This is a genomic window from Planctopirus hydrillae, from assembly GCF_001707835.1.
Classification (GTDB): domain Bacteria; phylum Planctomycetota; class Planctomycetia; order Planctomycetales; family Planctomycetaceae; genus Planctopirus; species Planctopirus hydrillae.
The window spans coordinates 110,055-129,391 of record NZ_LYDR01000110.1 but is presented as its reverse complement, the minus strand read 5'-3'; the positions used below and the strand labels follow the sequence as shown (position 1 = coordinate 129,391).

At 54.8% G+C, this 19,337-nt stretch carries 6 protein-coding genes; 5 read left to right on the top strand and 1 reads right to left on the bottom strand.

Going from position 1 to position 19,337, the window contains the following annotated elements; translation table 11 throughout:
• Both A6X21_RS13235 and A6X21_RS13230 read left to right on the top strand, forming a co-directional pair.
• Complete coding sequence (locus A6X21_RS13235; protein ID WP_165603795.1) at positions 1-7,197, top strand: type I polyketide synthase; 7,197 nt, start codon at positions 1-3, stop codon at positions 7,195-7,197.
• Positions 7,198-7,610: 413 nt separating this feature from the next.
• Positions 7,611-8,015, top strand: a complete 405-nt coding sequence (locus tag A6X21_RS13230) for a carbon storage regulator (protein ID WP_068848604.1) — start codon at positions 7,611-7,613, stop codon at positions 8,013-8,015.
• Positions 8,016-8,054: 39 nt separating this feature from the next.
• Here the strand turns inward: A6X21_RS13230 and A6X21_RS13225 are convergent, their stop codons facing one another.
• A complete protein-coding gene (locus A6X21_RS13225; RefSeq protein ID WP_083233597.1) occupies positions 8,055-8,594 on the bottom strand; it encodes a YraN family protein in 540 nt (179 codons plus the stop codon).
• A 651-nt stretch (positions 8,595-9,245) separates the two neighbouring features.
• Between A6X21_RS13225 and A6X21_RS13215 the strand changes: the two genes are divergently transcribed.
• From A6X21_RS13215 to A6X21_RS13200, 3 genes are all read left to right on the top strand, one after another.
• The gene (locus tag A6X21_RS13215) at positions 9,246-9,701 is read left to right on the top strand and encodes a response regulator (RefSeq protein WP_068848600.1); all 456 of its coding nucleotides are present in this window, start codon (positions 9,246-9,248) and stop codon (positions 9,699-9,701) included.
• A 212-nt stretch (positions 9,702-9,913) separates the two neighbouring features.
• Positions 9,914-10,447, top strand: a complete 534-nt coding sequence (locus tag A6X21_RS13210) for a hypothetical protein (RefSeq protein ID WP_131818331.1) — start codon at positions 9,914-9,916, stop codon at positions 10,445-10,447.
• A 708-nt stretch (positions 10,448-11,155) separates the two neighbouring features.
• On the top strand, positions 11,156-18,979 hold the full coding sequence (locus A6X21_RS13200) for a right-handed parallel beta-helix repeat-containing protein (RefSeq protein WP_068848594.1): 7,824 nt from the start codon (positions 11,156-11,158) through the stop codon (positions 18,977-18,979).
• Positions 18,980-19,337: the final 358 nt, after the last annotated feature.

Genomic DNA, 19,337 nt, shown 5'->3' with positions numbered 1-19,337 from the left:
ATGGCTCACTCGACAATGTCTCACCTGGCGACCACACCACAGCACGCTGCGCCTGCTCAAGAACCGATTGCAGTCATCGGTCTTTCATGTCTGTTTCCGGAAGCGGCCAGCGCAGAGGAGTTCTGGTCGAATATCCGGCGTGGTGTCGACTGCATTCGTGAGATCCCCCAGACACACTGGAATGTGAGCGACTATTTCCACGCCGACCCGAAGTCTCCTGATCGAACCTATGCCCGCAGGGGTGGATTTCTGAAGGCCGTCGATTTCGACCCGCTCGAATTCGGCATTTCACCAAACAATCTCGAAGCGATTGACACCTCCCAGTTATTGGGGTTGGTGGCTGCCAAAAGAGCACTGGAAAACGCAGGTTACGGGCAGGAACGAGCCTTTAACAGATCGCGGGTTTCGTGCATTCTCGGAGTCACTGGGACTCTCGAAATGGTCATTCCACTGGGTGCTCGACTGGGGCATCCGCACTGGAAACGGGCTCTCGAAGAAGCGGGAGTGGCTCCCTCGGTGGCACAGGATGTCATCGAGCGCATCTCGGCAGCGTATGTCCCCTGGCAGGAAAATTCGTTCCCGGGACTCCTGGGAAACGTCGTTGCCGGTCGGATTGCCAACAAGCTCGACTTGTGGGGCACAAACTGCGTGGTCGATGCTGCCTGCGCCAGCTCATTAAGCGCGTTACACCTGGCTCTGCTCGAACTGCAGGCGGGTCGGAGCGATATGGTGCTGACTGGAGGTGTCGATACCTTCAATGACATCTTCATGTATATGTGCTTCAGCAAAACTCCGGCGCTGTCTCCGACAGGAGATGCCCGGCCATTCAGCCAGAACTCAGACGGCACAATGCTGGGTGAAGGTGTCGGGCTGATTGTCCTCAAGCGACTGGCCGATGCAAAACGAGATGGCGATTGCGTGCTCGGTGTCATTCGAAGTGTAGGAACATCCAGCGATGGCAAAGGGACTGCAGTCTATGCTCCCAAAGCCGAGGGACAGATTCGCTGCCTGGAAGATGCCTATCAGCAGGGGGGGGTTTCTCCTCACGAAATCGATCTGGTGGAAGCTCACGGGACGGGCACGAGAGTTGGCGATGCCACCGAAATCAAAGGTCTGACGACGATCTTCGAAGCCGCTGCCAGAACAGTGGCCGGTGAGGAGAAGAATGCCTGGTGTGCTGTCGGCTCCGTCAAGTCGCAGGTCGGTCACACCAAAGCGGCTGCCGGCATTGCCAGTCTGATCAAAGTGCTCCTCGCACTGCACCACGAGGTCTTGCCTCCGACGATTAAAGTCGAGCAACCGGCGGATGCTCTGCGTTCACATCCTGGCGTTCGCCAAAGCCCGTTTTATGTCAACATCCAGAGCCGCCCCTGGCTGCCGGGCCTGAATCGCAAGCGCCGGGCGGGAGTCAGTGCGTTTGGCTTTGGAGGAAGTAACTTTCACTGTCTCATGGAAGAAGCACTGGCTGAATGCCGCCCGCCACGTCAACCAGGGTGGGATGGTCAGATTCAACTGCTCGCGTTCAGTGGCCCCGATGAAGATCAACTCATTCGAACGATCAATGAGTTTCTCGCGAAGGCTCGTCGTTTACCAAAAACCATTCGCAAGCTCGCCTCACAATTGCGAAGCCAGTTTCGCGCTCAGGATCTCTGCCGACTGGCCCTGGTGGCTGATCTTTCCTCGACCGACTGGCAAACACTGGCAACACGAGCGATTGAGCAGATCGGCCGCACGCGGCAGTCTCCTCTCGAAGCACCTGTGCAATGGACACTTCCCGAAGGAGTCGCCTATTCGCGAGGATTCGCCACTGGATCGATCGGACTTTTATTCCCCGGACAGGGATCACAGTATCCGGGAATGCTCCGCGATCTGGCCTGTCTCTTTCCCGAAATGCGGGATGTACTGACTGCTGCCAATCATGCGTTTGCAGATGCACCTCGAACTGGAAAACGGGCCTTTTCCTGGGCGTTGTCGGATGCGATTTACCCCGTCAACGTCTGGAATGACGAAGAGCGGGCTTTGGCCATGGCCCGGCTGAAGGCGACTGATGTGGCACAACCCGCCTTAGGTGCCGTCAGCCTGGGAGGATGGAGAGTTCTTCAACGGTTCGGAATTCGACCGACCGCTGTCGCCGGGCATAGCTATGGGGAATTGACCGCACTGTGTGCTGCGGGCCGATTTTCGCCGGAAGAACTCTATCGACTCAGTATGCTGCGTGGGCAACTCATGGCAGAAGGAGAACTTCAGCCTGGTGGCATGCTCGCAATCCATGCTTCAAGTGAAGTTGTCGAGCAGGCACTTCGCGAATTGAATCTCGAACTGGTGATTGCCAACCATAACAGCCCTTCACAAGTCGTAATCTCAGGTCGGCTGGATCAGATTACCCGGGCTGGTGAATTGCTGGGCAAGCGGAATCTGCGAGGAAAACAACTGGCCGTCGCTGCCGCATTTCATAGCCCGCTGGTCGCGCAGGCAGCTCACAAATTTCGTCCCGTACTCGAACAGATTCCCTTTCATGGCGGATCGATTCCTGTTTATGCCAACTCCTCTGCCAAAGTCTATCCACAGGAAGCACAGGCTGCCCGCGAACTGCTGGCCAGTCAGTTGGCCAAACCTGTCCATTTTGTGGATGAGATTCGTGCCATGTATCAGTCAGGGGTGCGCACTTTTATCGAAGTTGGCCCCGGCCATGTGTTGTCAGGGCTGGTCTCTTCGATCCTGAGTGGACAACCTCATCAGGCTCTGGCTCTGGACAGTTCCCAGGGACGTCGACGAGGTGAATGGGATCTGGCATGGCTTTTGGGCCAACTGGCTGTAAGTGGTCACGATCTTCAACTCGCCCACTGGGATGCCCCCACACTCTGGAGCAATCACCATCTTCCCGAACCGCGGGAAGGCACCATTCCTATCTGTGGTGCCAACTACACCAGACCCAAGCCACCTTTGCCTGTCAAAACGAAGGTGCCTGAGCCTGTTCAAAACCCGGCATCGAGCTCTGACCTGCCGAGAGCCAACCTAACCAATGTCATCCATCCGACAACCCAAGGTTCATCGGAAGTCGTGAATTCCCACGCTTCATTCACCTCATCAGCGATTGGATTGAACTCTTCCGAAGACCGTTTCCTCGTTAGTGCTCCGGCGCACTACGCTCAGACTACGCAAACGCTTCCGCTAAATTCTCCCGTTCAGATCAAGGATTCTTCCCCCGTGGCATCCTACCTTGAGACACTGCAGGCCATTCAGCAGCAGACCGCTCTGGCACATCAGACATTTCTCGCACAGCAGCAGCAGGCCTTGCAGTTGTTGACACAACTCATTCAGCATGTGCCAGCCGCCAGTCCCAATGGTTCAATGACCAGCCCTGCGACCCAGGCACTGGCAGCACCTCTGCCACCGGCAATGCCACCCATCGTGACACCTGCAGTGCCCCCCAGCGCTGCGGTTCCAGTGCTGGCACCAATGCCCGCAACAATGATCTCGGCTGTACCGCCAGTCGCAGTCTTGCCACCAGCCCCGCCCATGATCACATCCGCCCAACCTGTCGTCTCGGCGGCTGTTTCAGCGGCAGCACCCGTCCCTGTACAAGCTCCAGTGCCAGTTGTCGCACCACCAGCCGGAAAGACGAATTCCGAACTCGCAGCGTCACTGTTGGAAGTGGTCTCTGAAAAGACGGGTTATCCCAAGGAGATGCTGCAACTGCGAATGAGTCTTGATCATGATCTGGGAATCGATTCGATCAAGAGGGTCGAAATTCTCAGTGCCATGCAGGAACGATTTCCAAACCTGCCCGTCGTGTCTCCCGAACAACTCGGCTCACTTCAGACTCTGGCGGATGTCGTCGCCGCCTATCCGCAATCGACCACAGGGACTGCACCAGCAGTCGCAAAGATTCCCCAGGAACTGACTCCTCCACAACCGACTCAAAACCGATCACAGACGAGTCCTGTCAGCGAATTGAGCGGTCTGGCTGCCTCACTGTTAGAAGTAGTCGCAGAAAAGACGGGTTATCCCAAAGAAATGCTGCAACTGCGGATGAGTCTTGATCACGATCTGGGAATCGATTCGATCAAGCGGGTCGAAATTCTCAGTGCCATGCAGGAACGTTTTCCAAACCTGCCCGTCGTGTCTCCCGAACAGCTCGGCTCGCTCCAGACACTCGCTGATGTCGTCGCCGCCTACCCGGGCGAAACTATACCCTCCGCAGGCATCGCGGCTTCCTCGGCAGCGGATCAAAGTTCGGCTTCTCCATCCGTGAGCATGCCGGCAGCTTCCCATGGAACCAATGGTTCTAACGGACATTCTGGTGGATCTGATCTCGCTAATGCCTTGCTGCAGGTCGTCGCCGAAAAGACAGGTTATCCCAAGGAGATGCTGCAACTGCGGATGAGTCTTGATCATGACCTCGGAATTGATTCGATCAAGCGGGTCGAGATTCTCAGTGCCATGCAGGAACGATTTCCAAACCTGCCGGTTGTGTCTCCAGAACAGCTCGGCTCACTCCAGACACTCGCCGATGTCGTCGCGGCCTACCCCGAGACCACTCCAGCGGGCTATCCAGAAAACACGTACGAGTTAAAAAAAAACACTTCATCTGATGCACTAGGCTCAGCCGGACTCGTCGTTGAATCCGCCCACAAAGAGAATCAGCATCCCCCGACGGTCATTGCTGGTGACAATCAGACCACGCCTCGTGAGACTCGATTCCCGGAACCACACTCACTCCAGCGTGGCCTTCTGAAAACAGTGGCCATTGCTCCGGCTGGCGAACGCCGCACGAAGGATCTGCTCCGGCACGAAGTCTGGATCACTGACGATGGCCTCGGAGAGAGCGGCCTTTCCCGCGCACTCGCCAGTGCTCTGATCAGCCAGGGCATCGCCTCTCGAATTGTGCCTCAGACAGCCACCTTGCAAGGGGCGTCTGTGGTGAATATTCCCGATACTCTCAGCGGCTTGATCATACTCCCCGGTGCAACGGCCCAGGATCCTCTGATCAACCTGTGGCAGAACCTCGAATGGCTGCAGCAGGTCTCATCGGCACTTCGCAAAGACATCATGGCCGGTGAAAGACGATTCTTAGGCGGAGTTGTCCGTCTCAATGGCCACTTTGGTGTGTCGAATACCAAAGCTCTGCGCCACATCGTCTCTCCAGAATCGGGCGGATTGACCGGGTTGATCAAAACCGCCCGGCACGAATGGCCCGAAGTCACTGCGAGAGTGTTCGACATCGGACAACTCTCCCCCTCAGAGGCTGTACCGCAGCTTGTCGAGGAGTTTCTGGCCACAGGCCCCCTCGAAACGGGGATCGCGCAGTTTCCGGGAGAATCTCCCGTAGAAGTTCAGGTGGAATGGGACACGCTCAATGTGCAGGCCGCATCTGCCCAGGCGAACCCGGTCCTGGCTTCTGATGATATCGTCGTTGTCTCAGGTGGTGCGCGCGGCGTGACGATGGAAGCCGCCCTTGAATTTGGCAAAGCCCTGGGGGCAACCATGGTGCTTCTGGGGCGAACTCCACCTCCTGATCTTTCTTCGGCGACCAACGGGAATGATCGACCACTGACGGAAATCGAATTCCGTCAGCAGATCATGAGCGAAAACCCCGTCGGCTGGACACCTCGTATGGTCGCGGATGAAGCCCGTCAACGATTGGCGCAGCAGGAACTCCGTACCAATCTGCATCGTTTTGCCAAGGCTGGCGTGCGAGCCGTTTATCGACAACTGGATGTGTCGAATCCCTCCAGTGTCCGCCAGGTGTTGGCAGAAATCGTCGCTTCGATGGGCCCGATCCGGGGTTTGATTCACGGGGCGGGAGTGATTGCCGATGCACGCATTGAGCGTAAGACCCGCGAACAATTTGAAGATGTCATGCGTGTGAAGGTGCAGGGGCTGAAGCATCTCCTTGCCGCCATTGATCCATCTCAATTGCGCATGCTCGGGCTATTCTCATCATTCACAGGTCGATACGGCCGAACGGGACAGGCCGACTACGCGATTGCCAATGAAATTCTCAATAAGCAGGCACGGGCCTGGGCAGTGCAGCATCCCGAGTGTCACGTGACCTCGTGGAACTGGGGGCCGTGGGATGGCGGCATGGTGAATGATCAGTTGCGAGCCATCTTTGCCAGAGAACAGGTGGGATTGATTCCCCTTCGGGAAGGGGCTTCAATTTTTGCCAGTGAGTATTGCCAGGCGAGCGAGCGGCCGGTCGAAATCGTCGTTCTGGCTCCTGTTCAACCGACGGCTGCTGCATCACTCGTTGAGTCAGAAACGCCTATTGAAAAGACAAAGCCAGTCGTGGCCAGTCGTCAGGGGTTTGATCGATTACTGTCAGTCAATGACCATCCTTTTCTGGACGATCACGTGATTGGAGGAAAAGCGGTCCTTCCGCTGGCGATGATGCTCGAATGGATGGCTCACGGGGCAGCTCATCTTTCCCCGGGAATGGCACTGAGTGGTTTTGAGAACGTCAAAGTGATGAAAGGTGTCCGCCTCAGTTCTCATGAGCTCGCTCAACTCAAAGTTCAACTGGAGCCTTTAGCCGAAGCTGACAGCTCCCGCCATACCAGTGGATGGGTTCAACCATGGCAAGCCCGGCTGACCAGTGAAGCGGCTGGACGGACGTTGCTGCACGCCACAGCAGATGTCATTCTGAAGGGCCAGACCATCGATCCACCTCTCTTGAGCACCACCTACGATTTGCGAGGTGACTCGTTCGATCGTTCGATCCTTCCCGCCGATCTGTATCAGGAGTGGTTGTTTCATGGCCCTTTAATGCAGGGCATCGAGCAGGTTCTGGCCTGCAACGAACAACAAGTCAGTGTGATCTCACGCGTGGCTGAAGCCCCTCGGTTGTGGATGCATAAACCTCATCGCCACAGTTGGCTTATTGATCCCCTGGTCTTGGACGTTGTCTTTCAGATGGCGATTGTCTGGGCATGGCAACAGCGTGGCATGCCGTCGTTACCGACTGGAATTCGCCGCATTGAACTTCTGCAAAGAAAGTGGCCTGCTGACGGTGTGATCGTCATGTGCCGCATCAAAAAGGCAACAGCCCATGTTGTGAGTCTGGATGTGGAAATCCTGAATCGGCAAGGCCAGATCCTGGCACGTCTGGAAGGAGTGGACTCTCTGATGGATGCCTCTCTCAAGCCGGCCTTTGCAGCCCGCAGGCTGAGCCATGGACAACTCATCAATCAATAAGTCATCACATCACGACCACGATCTGCGGATCCGGCGAGAAAGACATCGCATGGGAGATGCAAGAGTCTGAGCCATACTCGATGATTTTTTTTGAAGCCGATAGAAGCGACTGTTCAACACTTGACTTGATTCAGTATCACTCTCCAGCACGTTCTGTGATCAGTGATGAGGCTTCAATGCAAGGGCAATTTCACTGGCTTTTCAACAGAAAAATCTTGGGAAATGTTGCGGTACTTCTTGACCTTTAGAAGGTTTACGGAACTATGCGCCAAGATGATTTTCCGACTTGTGCGAGTTGATGTCCCTCGGCAGAATGACCCCTCAATTGATGACATCACTCGGACGCGAAATGCCTGGCTCATACTCGCAGGTCGTGCGGAAGTGATACCGGAATACAACTGATGAGGTTCAGGATGCTTGAGTTTTCCCGAGCTGTGAACGAGTGTCTCATTGTCGGTGATGATACGATCATTCGTGTGATTGAGATTCAGCCAGCCTTCGTCAGGCTTGAGATTCTTCAGACTCGGCATCCGGAAACCCGACGCGTTGAGACGCTCTGGCTCAATCCTGAAGATGATTCGGCAAACGAATCATCGACTGAAGATGTTCCATTCGGTGACTCGATCGCGAGCGAGACTTTCTTTTCACAGCCTCACTTGAATGCCGGGTCGAATCATTTTTCATTGACGACCGATGAAGAAGAACTGGACGATGGTTTTCTTGACTTCAGTGACCTGGTCAACTGGAAGCCGCAGGAAGGCCGGGATGAAGATGATTCCCGCTTTGACCTCGAAACCGATCTGTTGCCATTACGCTAGACCGTGAAGTTCGACTGACAGGATCATGGAATCATCTGGTCAGAGTGTCGAAGGAAAGGCATGGCGATAGTGCCTGAGCTCACACTCCGGGCTTTCTGGCTCTCCGGTGATCGTGATCACATCGATCCTTGATTGTCGATGCAACCACCCGTTCGACTTCAAGAGCGCCATCGCCACTCTTGATAGCTGCTTTTGTTTACGCGGATGAATCGCCTCTTCCGGTCGACCGCGAGCATCCGACTTGCGGGTTTTCACCTCGATGAAGACGATCGTTTCGCCTTCGAGGGCCAAAAGATCAATCTCACCCAGCCGGGTTCGTAGATTTCTGGCGAGAATCTGATATCCCAACCCCTTGAGGTACATCTCGGCCCTCGCTTCGCCCTGCTCCCCGATCTTCAGTGCTCGTTGAGATGATGGCGAAAGAGATGCCCGCCAGAAATCGAAACGCCAGCGGCATGCGCTGACACGTTGCCACCAGCCGGAAAGCCACTGCTTTAATGAGTGGTGGCTGACCTTCAACTCTGCCGGTTGATGGGGCTCGTTTTCGATTTTGCGTTTCTGTTGATGTTCGTCCGGCATCACACAGCTTCCATGACTTCCATTAAAAAGATCGCTTTTCAGAAAAAGACGTATGGATTCTCGCTGCGAACTTTCACAGGTCGTCAGGTGTCAATCCCTGGTGTTGATTGCCTGGAGCATTTCGACTCCACCTGACCCTCTGATCACAACGGAGCACTGCGTTTTGTGTCAGAAGGATTCTGCAGGACAAACTCACCTGACAAATTTGTTTGCTGAAAGGGTTTTCCCTCCCAGACGGTAGAGCCTCTCAGAAATGAGCTCTCGTGAGTACCGGAATTCTCTTTCAACAACTCCATTTTCGCCGACGAATCGCTTTCGCTGACTCTTTTCGCTATTTGAATTGTGCACATAATGATCGACATCTATCGACCTGACACCGACGATTTTCTTCAAAGTAATGGCAGTACTGACCCGTTGCCCGCGCGGCACAGGAGTCAGGAGGTACTCCGCTCGTGGTCATTTCATGGGGCTCATCTCCCGTTCGCAAGAAGTGGTCAGTCAACAACAGACGCAACATCACCAGCTATTCGCAATTCTGGTGAGACCAGTATTCGTCCTCTTGAGCAGGGATTTTCTCACAGGTCACTTGCTGGAACAGGATCTTCCAAGCGAAAATCCTTAAGGCAGGTGATTCATTCGCGAGGAGGTCAAATGATCAATACAGAAACCGTTGGCCGCCCGATGGAGATCCTGTTGGTCGAAGACAGCCTGATGTTCTCGCGTATTGCCATTGGTGCTTTGAAGAACAGTCACCTGCGACATCGACTCACCTGGGTGACTGATGGTGAGCAGGCCCTGGAGTTTCTCCATCAGCGGGGGATTTATCAACGAGCCCCCCGGCCGGATCTCATCTTTCTGGATCTGGGTTTACCCGGTATTGATGGTCGAGATGTTCTGGCGGAACTGCGTGCCGAAGAACAGATCAAATCGATCCCGGTCGTCATCATGACGGCTTCGACAGACGAAGCCACGTTCGTCGAAACAGAGAAGTTACAGGTGCAAGGTTACCTGACGAAGCCGCTCGATATCGAGAAGTTCAATCGGTTGATGATCGATCTGAATCAGTTCTGGCACCAGGACATGATCCTGCCACGAACTGCAAATTGACCGTTTTCCATTTCGAGTCCGCGATTTGCATAGAACGCGAGCCTTCGCCGTTTTTCCCTTTTTCAGCCAGATTTTCCTTGCGGTCGGCATCGACTGGCGGCAAATATGCGATAAGTGTGTTCAGTGATTATCGCAGCATGAGCACATTTTGCCGCTACGCTCGACCGGCAACAGGATCTGCGAGACGCTCATTGATCATGGGGAAATTGAGTATGCGTCGAGTTACCGGTCTCATGCGACTGACGGGCGGAGTGCTCCTGAGTGGGGCTGTCCTGAGTGGAGTCCTCTGGAATCACGAGGGACGATCGACTTTATCGTTCGCCTCAGAAACCCTGCCACTAAGCTCTGAACAGCAACCTGCTCATACAGAAACCACCGCCCTGGGTATTCGTTCTACCCCCGGTACTTATCTGCTGGCTCAGGCCGACGGCGCGAAAAAAGCCATGACTCCCAAAACCGAAGCCGGTGCCAAACCAGCGAACGATAAAGAAGATTCTCCGCGTCTACCCAATAATTTTGGCAAACTCGAACTTTCGGGCGAGCAGAAAGAGCAAGTCTATACCATCCAGAAGAAGTATGCAGACGAAATTGAGAGCCTGGAAAAGCAACTGGCAGCTCTCAAAGCCAAACGCGATGCAGAACTTCAAGGTGTCTTGACCGCGGCCCAGAAAGAAAAGCTCAAGTCGATTCAGTCAACACCCAAAACCAAGAAGGCGAAAACTGCCGAAACCAAACCGGCGGCTTAAGTTCAGAAGGTCACATCAGCAAAGCCCAGGCACGATGCGAGCGTCTAATGCCTGAGACTTTGCAACAACACGTTTCGCTGTGTGTCCGTGTCTGATTTCATTTCAGGCACGGACACTTTTTGTTTATCACGCTGAAGTGTCACAGCCCTGTGTCGCCAGCCGACTGCATGCTCGCATGCGTTCATTGAAGAGGGTGACCGGGCAAGCCCCAAAGACATCGCCATCGATGAACTGCCGGCCATCTTCTCGAGGATTCTTCCCTCAGGCCGCATCGCTCGTTGATTGTCCGAATCGCTCCAGAATGCGATCGCTTTCAACACGTCCAATAAGTCGCTGGCAACAGAAGCCAGGCTCTCTGCAACTCGCAGGTCATCCGCCAGTCACGGGCTTTATGAATTTTACTGGCAGAATTTGCGGTTCGATCCAGAGATCGAGTGCGAAACATCGCCGGATTCTACTCTTCTCCCTCCCTTACAGCCTGAAAAACCCTCAGGTACGGTTCAACCGTATTCAAGATCAGAATCGTTACAGACCGAATATTCACGATAACTCGACGGAGTGGCTGTACGGAACGTGTGGGCACGAATTGAGTTGTCCATGGTTTCGAGTCGGCAAAAAGGGCCGCTCTGCAGCCAATTTCGCAGCATGAGGGCCTCGGCCTGCCAGATCGCAGGCTATGCGTATCAAGTAAACTGGAGAGATCGTTCAATGCCACTTACAAAACCCAGCCTGGCGTCCGCTCTTCTCTTGGCAATGGCCGCTCCTGCTGTCGCGCAATCTGTAGAAGACGAACTCGGCGTGGCCACCATGCAGGATTTCAGTGGTGGTGGCATGCTCAATGGCACCTACTTCGATGTTCGCAATCAGTCGAACAGCGGGGTTGGTTACCAGCATGGATTTACGCAGATTGGTGCTCTGACACCACTGCTCAATGACGGGCAGTTCCTGATTGCTCCACAGGCCAGATTACTGATTACCGACACCAGTAAGATCGGCGTGAATGTAGGTTTGATCGGCCGTGTTTACGATGCTGGTCGAGATCGCATCTGGGGTGCCAACGTTTACTACGACAATGACGAAACGACCTATTCGAATCGCTACAGCCAGATTGGTTTTGGTTTCGAATCGTTGGGTCAGAACCTTGATCTGCGGGCCAACGCCTATCTGCCGACAGGCAGCAGCGACAAAGTCATTGGACCCAATGGTCTTTCCAATACACTGTTTTACACTGGAAATCAGCTCAATTTCACCGGTAGCTACCTGAGTGAAGAAGCTCTTCGCGGGGCCGATTTCGAACTGGGCGTTCCTGTTTCGCAGAACATGTCATGGCTGCGCGCTTATGGCGGTGGTTATTTCTATGATGCGACACAGAACAACGTCTCTGGTGTGCGCGGCCGCCTCGATGCGCAGTTGTCGACAGACCTGACAGCCGGTGTGATTGCAACTCACGACAGCACATTTAAAACCCGCGTGAACGCTTATGTCGAATGGCGTTTCGCCGGTTTTGTCCCCACTGTCTGGTTCCCACGCCTGAATACTCAGGATCGCATGCTGACTTCTGTGCAGCGTAACTGGCGTGTCTCAACCACAACTTACAGTACGAGCATTGCCATTCCGGTGATCAATCCTCGGGATGATCAAGCCTACTTCATCACGTGGGTTGATAGTGCCAATCCCAATGGTGGAACCGGTACTGGAACTTATGAAGATCCGTTGACCCAGCTTCCCGCCAACTCACCACCTGCCGATCTGATTCTTGTAAGGCAAGGAAACAGCGGCGTCACTCCTTACAACAATTCGATCACCCTCACAGACTTCCAGCGATTGCTGGGTGAAGGCAAGGTTCATCAGATCGAGGGCTATGCCAACTATGGCCCCTTCTCGATCCCACAGCAGACATTCACTCTGCCAGAGTTTGATTTCAACGACCCCAGTCGTTATCCCACACTCACCAGCACGGGTGGCAATGTCGTCACGCTGGCCAGCAACAACGAAGTCTCGGCATTTAACATTCAGGACGCACTTGGCAGCGGCATCACCAATACTCCTGGCGGTTCGACCAACTTCCTGCTGCAGAACCTGAATATCACAAACAACAACACAGCCGGCTCCGCCACTGCCGGTGGGATCTATCTGTCGAATGTCGATGGTACAGGGACAATTCGGACAGTTACGACATCCAACAACCAGGGCTTTGGTACCCGCATTGCCGCAGATGCTGATCTCGACCTGCTGCTCGATGGTCTGGCCAGCACTGGCAACCAACTGGATAACCTGAACATCTCTGGTGCATCCGGTGCTGATATTGATGTCGCTCTCACCTCCACCGGTGGTGCCAATGCCTTTACCGGCAGCACGGCAGGCTCTGGTATTGTCATGTCGATTGACAATGCGACCGGTACCTTCGCTTCGACCACACCGATCGATGCTTCAGGCAACGCTCTGGATGGTATCAGGCTGGAATCGACCAGTGGCATCGTGGGAACAGTATTGAACCCCGTGTTACTCAACGGGGCCGACCTGTCGAACAATGGCCGAGATGCACTGAGCCTGATCGGTACAGGTGCAGGAGCCAACATTTCGGTGGCCGGTGCCAATATCGACGGCACCAGCGCCGGCCGTCACGGTTTCAACATCGATGCGACGGCAGGTGCGAACGTCACAGCCAACCTCTCCAACTCGCAATTCGGCGGTGCCGGTGCGAACGGCCTGAATGCAGTTCTGGATGCAGCCACAGGGACAGTTCTGCTCACAAATGTTGATGTTTCCAACAACGGGCAAGCTACAGGCGGAACAGGTCTGCAAGACGCGATCAATCTCGATCTTGCCAATGCTTCTTCGCTCGGCCTCGGCTTGACAGATGTCATCGGCGATGGTGGTGCCACCCAGGAACGCGGTCTTGTTTACAACGTTGCTTCAGGCAGTTCGCTGACTGTCAACGGTCTTCGCGGATCCTTCGACAACAACCTCGTCAACGCCATTAATGGCGTGGCGACCGGTGCGGGATCGATCGCGAATGTCTCACTTGATGGGTTTACTGGCAATAATGCCGGTGCCGACGCAGTCGTCGTCTCCTCGCTGCTCGGAGCGACACAGAATTTCGAACTTCTGAACGGCACTTTCAACCTTGCGACCGGCAACGGATTGAACTTCACCGCCTCAGGTGCCTCGACTCTGAACACCGTGCTCGAAGATGTCACTGTCAACGGCTCCGGTGCTGATGGCATGCTAGTTTCCTCGACAGGTGGTTCGACCTTTACCGGTGTGATCCAGGATTCGTTCCTCACGGGTTCAACGCTCAGTGGCTTGAACGTTACTGTGAGCGATGCCAACTCCGTCGCCACCTTCGGTGCCATCGATTCGCAGTTCAACGGCAATGGAGAAGAAGGACTCGTGGCCTCTGCGACTGCAGGTGGTGAGTTGAACTTCCGCAGTGTCGGCAGCCAGTTTAACGGAAACGGAACTTCGGGTGTCTTTGACGGCGTGAATGTCACTGCTGACGGTGCGAATACCATCGCCCGCACACTCTTCGCCGATTCGGAATCGAACAACAATACCGGCGATGGCTACGACTTCGCTGCATCGAACGGGGCCTACATGACGGCCCGCATCGACACCTCAACGGCCACCAACAACCAGGGCTTTGGTGTGCAGATGGCGGGCACAGGAGCCGGCACCACAGCCGTCCTCCTGATGGAAGGCGACAACGACATCAGCGGCAACACGCTGGGTCAATACAACGCCACGTTCACCAACGTCGATACTGCGATCGTCAGCCTCTCGGGTTCGTTTAACAACGGGCCAGGCAATGGCGTGAATGTCAATATGACCGGCACAGGGACAGGCACAGGCCTGGTGCTGCTCAATGGAGCCACTGGTCAGACCATCGATGGCAACGCTGGAAACGGCGTCAACATTTCGATGACGAACCTCCTTAACGCGGGAGTCACCGTCGCTGGCTACGATTCGATCAGCAATAACACACTCGACGGCATTAACATCAATCTGGATACCATCCTTGGTGCTGCTGCAGTCAACCTGACCGGGCCAACTGTTCTCTCCGCCAACGGTGACAACGCCATCGACATTGCTCTGACCAATGTGGCTCTCGGTGCTTTGCCACCAGGCGTGGGAACCGGCACTTACTCGGTATTGACTCGCACCGACAACGATGTGACCGAACCTCGCTTGCCAGTGCCGGTTGATCTGGCGCTCAACTCACTTGCCACTTTGCCAACTGCCGATGGGATCGTGATTGACTCGATGCTGGCCGACACCTCGGGGACATCCTCCGGCAATGCGGCAGGGATTGCAATTGTCGGTGATACCGTCACCAACGGCTCCGGGACAGCTGGTATTGTTGTCACGAACTCGCAGTCGAACACAACAACAAATGGTGCCGGTCTTCTGGTCAGCCTGCTTAACTCGACGACGCCAGGGACCGAACTCAACCTCGACATTAACACGAATACCTTCAGCAACAACGATCTCGATGGCGTACTGGTCACTCTCGATGGTTCGAACCTCAACACGCTCAATATCAGCGATAACGTCGATATCAGCGGGAATGGTGGTTCAGGCATCGTCGTTGATCTGACTAACGGCTCGACGGTCGCTACGACCACGATCAACAACAACCTGCTCATCGATGCCAACGCACTGAATGGCATTCAACTGGTTGTCAACGGGTCCGACTTTACCAACGGTGTAGAACTTCGCGGCAACACCATCACTGGCTCAGTCGCAGGCGACGGCATCAGCGTCGTTGATCCCACCACGACAGCCGGGCCACTTGTGCTGACCATTGCCGAGAACACGATCACCGGTAACGGTGGTAACGGTGTGAATCTCACAGCGACGACCGGTGGTGATTTCAGCGGCTCGGTGATTGACGATAATACGATCGACAGCAACCTGGCCAACGGTATCAACCTGACTCTGGTCAACTCCACAGCCGATAACTTCCAGATCATCAATAACAGTTCGATCTCGGGCAATACTCTCGACGGGATCAATATTGATCTCGACAACTCGAGCTTCGCCAACTTCCTAATCGACTCGAATGGTCTTGGTGGAGGCTCTGTCACCCCCATCAGCCAGTTCAATATCGAGGTCGTACTACTCGGTGGACTGACACCTTCTCAACAGGCCATTTTTGCCCAGGCGTCAGCTCGTTGGTCGCAACTCATCACTGGTGACCTCGCCGACGTTGATCTTGGTGGCGGCGACATCATCGATGACCTGCGGATTTCCGCGGAAGGGGTGGCAATCGATGGGGCCGGTGGCATTCTGGGCCAAGCCGGGCCAACTGGAATCCGCGCCGGCAGCAACCTGCCCTATAACGGTATTATGCGGTTCGACAGTGCGGATCTCGCCAGTCTCGAAGCCAGCGGACAGCTCTACGATGTCATCCTCCATGAGATGGGACACGTTCTCGGGATTGGTACCGTCTGGAATCTTCAAGGGTTACTACAGGGAGCGGGCACAGCCGATCCACGCTTCACGGGTGCTCAGGCAACGGCGGAATACAATGCCCGCTTCGCGAACGTCGAAACTGGCGTGCCAGTCGAAAACACCGGCGGCCCTGGAACTCGCGATTCTCACTGGCGTGAATCGATTTACGATAACGAATTGATGACCGGCTTCCTCAACCCGGGTGTGGACAACCCAATCAGCCGCACGACCACCGCTTCGCTGGCCGACCAGGGCTATGTGGTCAACATCAACGCCTCGGATCCCTATTTGCAGGCTATCACCACGGGATCAGTGGTATCGACACCTTCAGCCGACGCCGAAGTTGTCCGAACCAACAATTTCGTCGTGACTCAGGCGATGGCTCCCCATGCGGCTTTGGCTAACATTGCCAATAACGGTCTCCATGGCATCGAATTCAACGTCGTCAACAGCACCATCGGCGGTACGATCAGCAACAACACCATCGACGGCCACACCGGCGGCGACGGTATCCGCATGATCAACCCCACCAGCGGCAGCTCCATCGATATCGTCTACGATGCCAACACCATCACCAATAACACAGGTGGTGCGGGTATCAATCTCGCCGCCAATTCAACAACGATCCTGAACCAGACCTTCACGAATAACACGATTGATAACAACGGCGATCAAGGTGTGAATCTCGTCCTCGCTGACACTGCCCAGGCGACGATGACATTCACCGATAACGCCTCGATTTCTGCCAACGGTGCCGAGGGCGTGAACTTCCTCGTCCAGAACGGTTCGCAGCTCACGACGACCTTTGCCAACAACCGTGTCAACAACAACACGGGCATCGGGATTAACGTTGTTGCTAACGGTACCAATGCCAATGCCGTCAACCTGACGATGGAAGCGGGAGCCAACCCCAGCCTCGTAAATATTGTCGACAACAACCGCGGCGCGGGTGTGGCGGTCTCACTGAGCAATACCGCCGGTGCGAATGTCGATATTTCTGGCACGACAATTTCCAATACCCAGGTCGGTACGGTTGCAGGTTACGCAGGCCAGGGTCTCTCACTTCGAGGAGTCGGTTCGGCCACGTTTATCGGCGCTGGCCCGACTGACGGTATTACGATCGGAGATGCCACCAATGCCTCGACAACGATCTTCAACAGCAATGCTGCTGAAGGGATTGAAATCACATTAACAGACAACACTTTAGTTCCCAATGTTACTGTTGATGCCATTACGGTTCAAAACATCAATTCCTCGGCGAACGGCAGTCACGGATTCTCGCTCAACACGAGATCGTTTGCCGACGTTACCGATGTCTCAATTACGGGATCGACCTTCAACGCCAACACCGGTACAGGTGATGGTCTCCACTTCGATCGCGAAGCCGACTCGTTCATCCGCAATGTGCTGATCGACAACAACATCATCACAGGCAACAGCGACGGTATTGATATCACCGCCCGTGCCCGCGATCTCGATGCTGATGTTTACACTATCAGTAACAATACAATCGATAACAACCGGGCCCGTGGTATTGCGGCACAACTGGTGGCTGATGCTGACCTCCAGGTTGATATCGACACCAACTCGATCCAGAACAACGGCGGCGACGGAATTCAATTCTCGGTCAATGCCGCCGTTACCGATAGTCCTACCATCGATTCTCTGATCACGGGCAACACCGTTGTAAGAAACGGTGGCGACGGCATCGACATCTCCGTCACCCACCTTGTCGATATCGTGACCAACGAGATCAGTGACAACGGTGCAAATGGAATTATCATCACCGGCTCCAGCGCCGGAACGGATTTGATCAACGATAATTTTATAAACAGTAATGAATCCAACGGCATCGTCATCACTTCCGGCGGTTCGAACACCGCTTTAATCACCAACAATGTCATCACGTTCTCCGGCAACGATGGTGTCCAACTTGCCTCAAACGGCACGGCCACGCTGAATATCGCCATGGACAACAATCTGGTCGGCAACAGTCAGGGTGACGGTGTGCAACTTGTCGCGTCTGGCGTCTCCAGCGCTACGCTGACAATGACCCGTAACGATGTTGCGGATAGCCAAAGGCGCGGGCTCAACATTCTGAACCGGGGCAGCGCTGGCTCAACCGTCAACATTGGCGACGGCACGAGCGGCAACCAAAACCAGATCCGCCGTAGCGAACTGGAAGGTATCTACATCATCAATACCGCCTCATCAACGCAGAACGTTGACGCGTTGGCAGACACGGCTCTTGCGGCGGACGGCAGTATTTTCAACACTCCCACGCTCGTGCTCAACATCAACACGAATGAAATCACTGCCAACGGGCGGATCAGCGATTCATCACAAGTATTCGACACGACCGGTCTGGTGGTAAGGGTCGGTACGGCAGATGGCGGAAACGGCTTCACTGACGCAGGCGGATTCGCTGATACGAGAGCCGGCGTTGTGGCGAGCGTTACAAATAATATTTTCGGCGGCCACTTCGGTGCAGACGTGACCTTTGAATCGTTCGTGTCGACCGTCACGCCGAATACCACCGGTGGAGCATGGTCCGACCAGAATACCAACCCGCGAGATCCAACCAACGACGTCTTCACGCCGTCAGGCTACCAGTCAGATCCGCTCGCCCGTCTTGATCTGATCTTCACTGGTAACAGTGGAGAAGGGATCATCGCTACTCGAACTGGGGCCTTCTACAATAACAACGAATCGGTCTTCAAGTCGCGTACCATCACCCAGGATAACAACACTGACGGCGGTGCCGACGACAATGGGCCGTTCACCAACGGTACACGTGAACGCAACGCGCAGCGGCAAGCGAACCGCACGAACCTGCCACCAACTCTGGTCATCGGAACTTCCCCCACCTTCCTGTTCCCAGGGATGGGTGCCAGCACCTTCCGTGTCAACGCCAACGTTAATCAGCTCTCCGGTGGAAACACTGGTTTCGCTGGGACGCCGTTCATCTTCGACGTTGATCCATACAACGACTTCACAGATGCCAACGGAATCAGCACTGCTCCTCCTGGTCCAAGTGGTGTCGACACGATGCCATACGGCTGGGGAGTTCTCCCATAACCTGATGCCAGCGTGAGTGCCCGGCACTTGCGGTGAGGTTTCGAGGCGGGGTTGGTCTGTTGGGACCGACCCCGCCTTCGTTTTTTGAAAGCCAAAACCGCGATCTATTTCCCAAAGAATTCTCGATTTCCCGATTTTTCGCGAGAAATCAGAACCTGGGCGTCGTTTTTCAATTGTCATCGTTGGCGTTGGCTGGCTGTCAGGCAAAGTCTCACAGGGTTTACCTTGTCACAGGCTGTGCCTCAAAAGTCTGCATCCACTTCTCGATGATACGACATCCTGAGCCTGGCGAATCGATGACGTCCTGATGAACAGGGTTCGTGATAGGATTGCGGTCACCGAATCACTCTTTCAAGGA

Bases quoted from the DNA above. Each gene is read 5' to 3' on its own strand.
- A6X21_RS13215 (WP_068848600.1), top strand. From the start codon at position 9,246: ATGATCAATACAGAAACCGTTGGCCGCCCGATGGAGATCCTGTTGGTC.
- A6X21_RS13210 (WP_131818331.1), top strand. From the start codon at position 9,914: ATGCGTCGAGTTACCGGTCTCATGCGACTGACGGGCGGAGTGCTCCTG.
- A6X21_RS13225 (WP_083233597.1), bottom strand. From the start codon at position 8,594: ATGCCGGACGAACATCAACAGAAACGCAAAATCGAAAACGAGCCCCAT.
- A6X21_RS13200 (WP_068848594.1), top strand. From the start codon at position 11,156: ATGCCACTTACAAAACCCAGCCTGGCGTCCGCTCTTCTCTTGGCAATG.
- A6X21_RS13235 (WP_165603795.1), top strand. From the start codon at position 1: ATGGCTCACTCGACAATGTCTCACCTGGCGACCACACCACAGCACGCT.
- A6X21_RS13230 (WP_068848604.1), top strand. From the start codon at position 7,611: ATGCTTGAGTTTTCCCGAGCTGTGAACGAGTGTCTCATTGTCGGTGAT.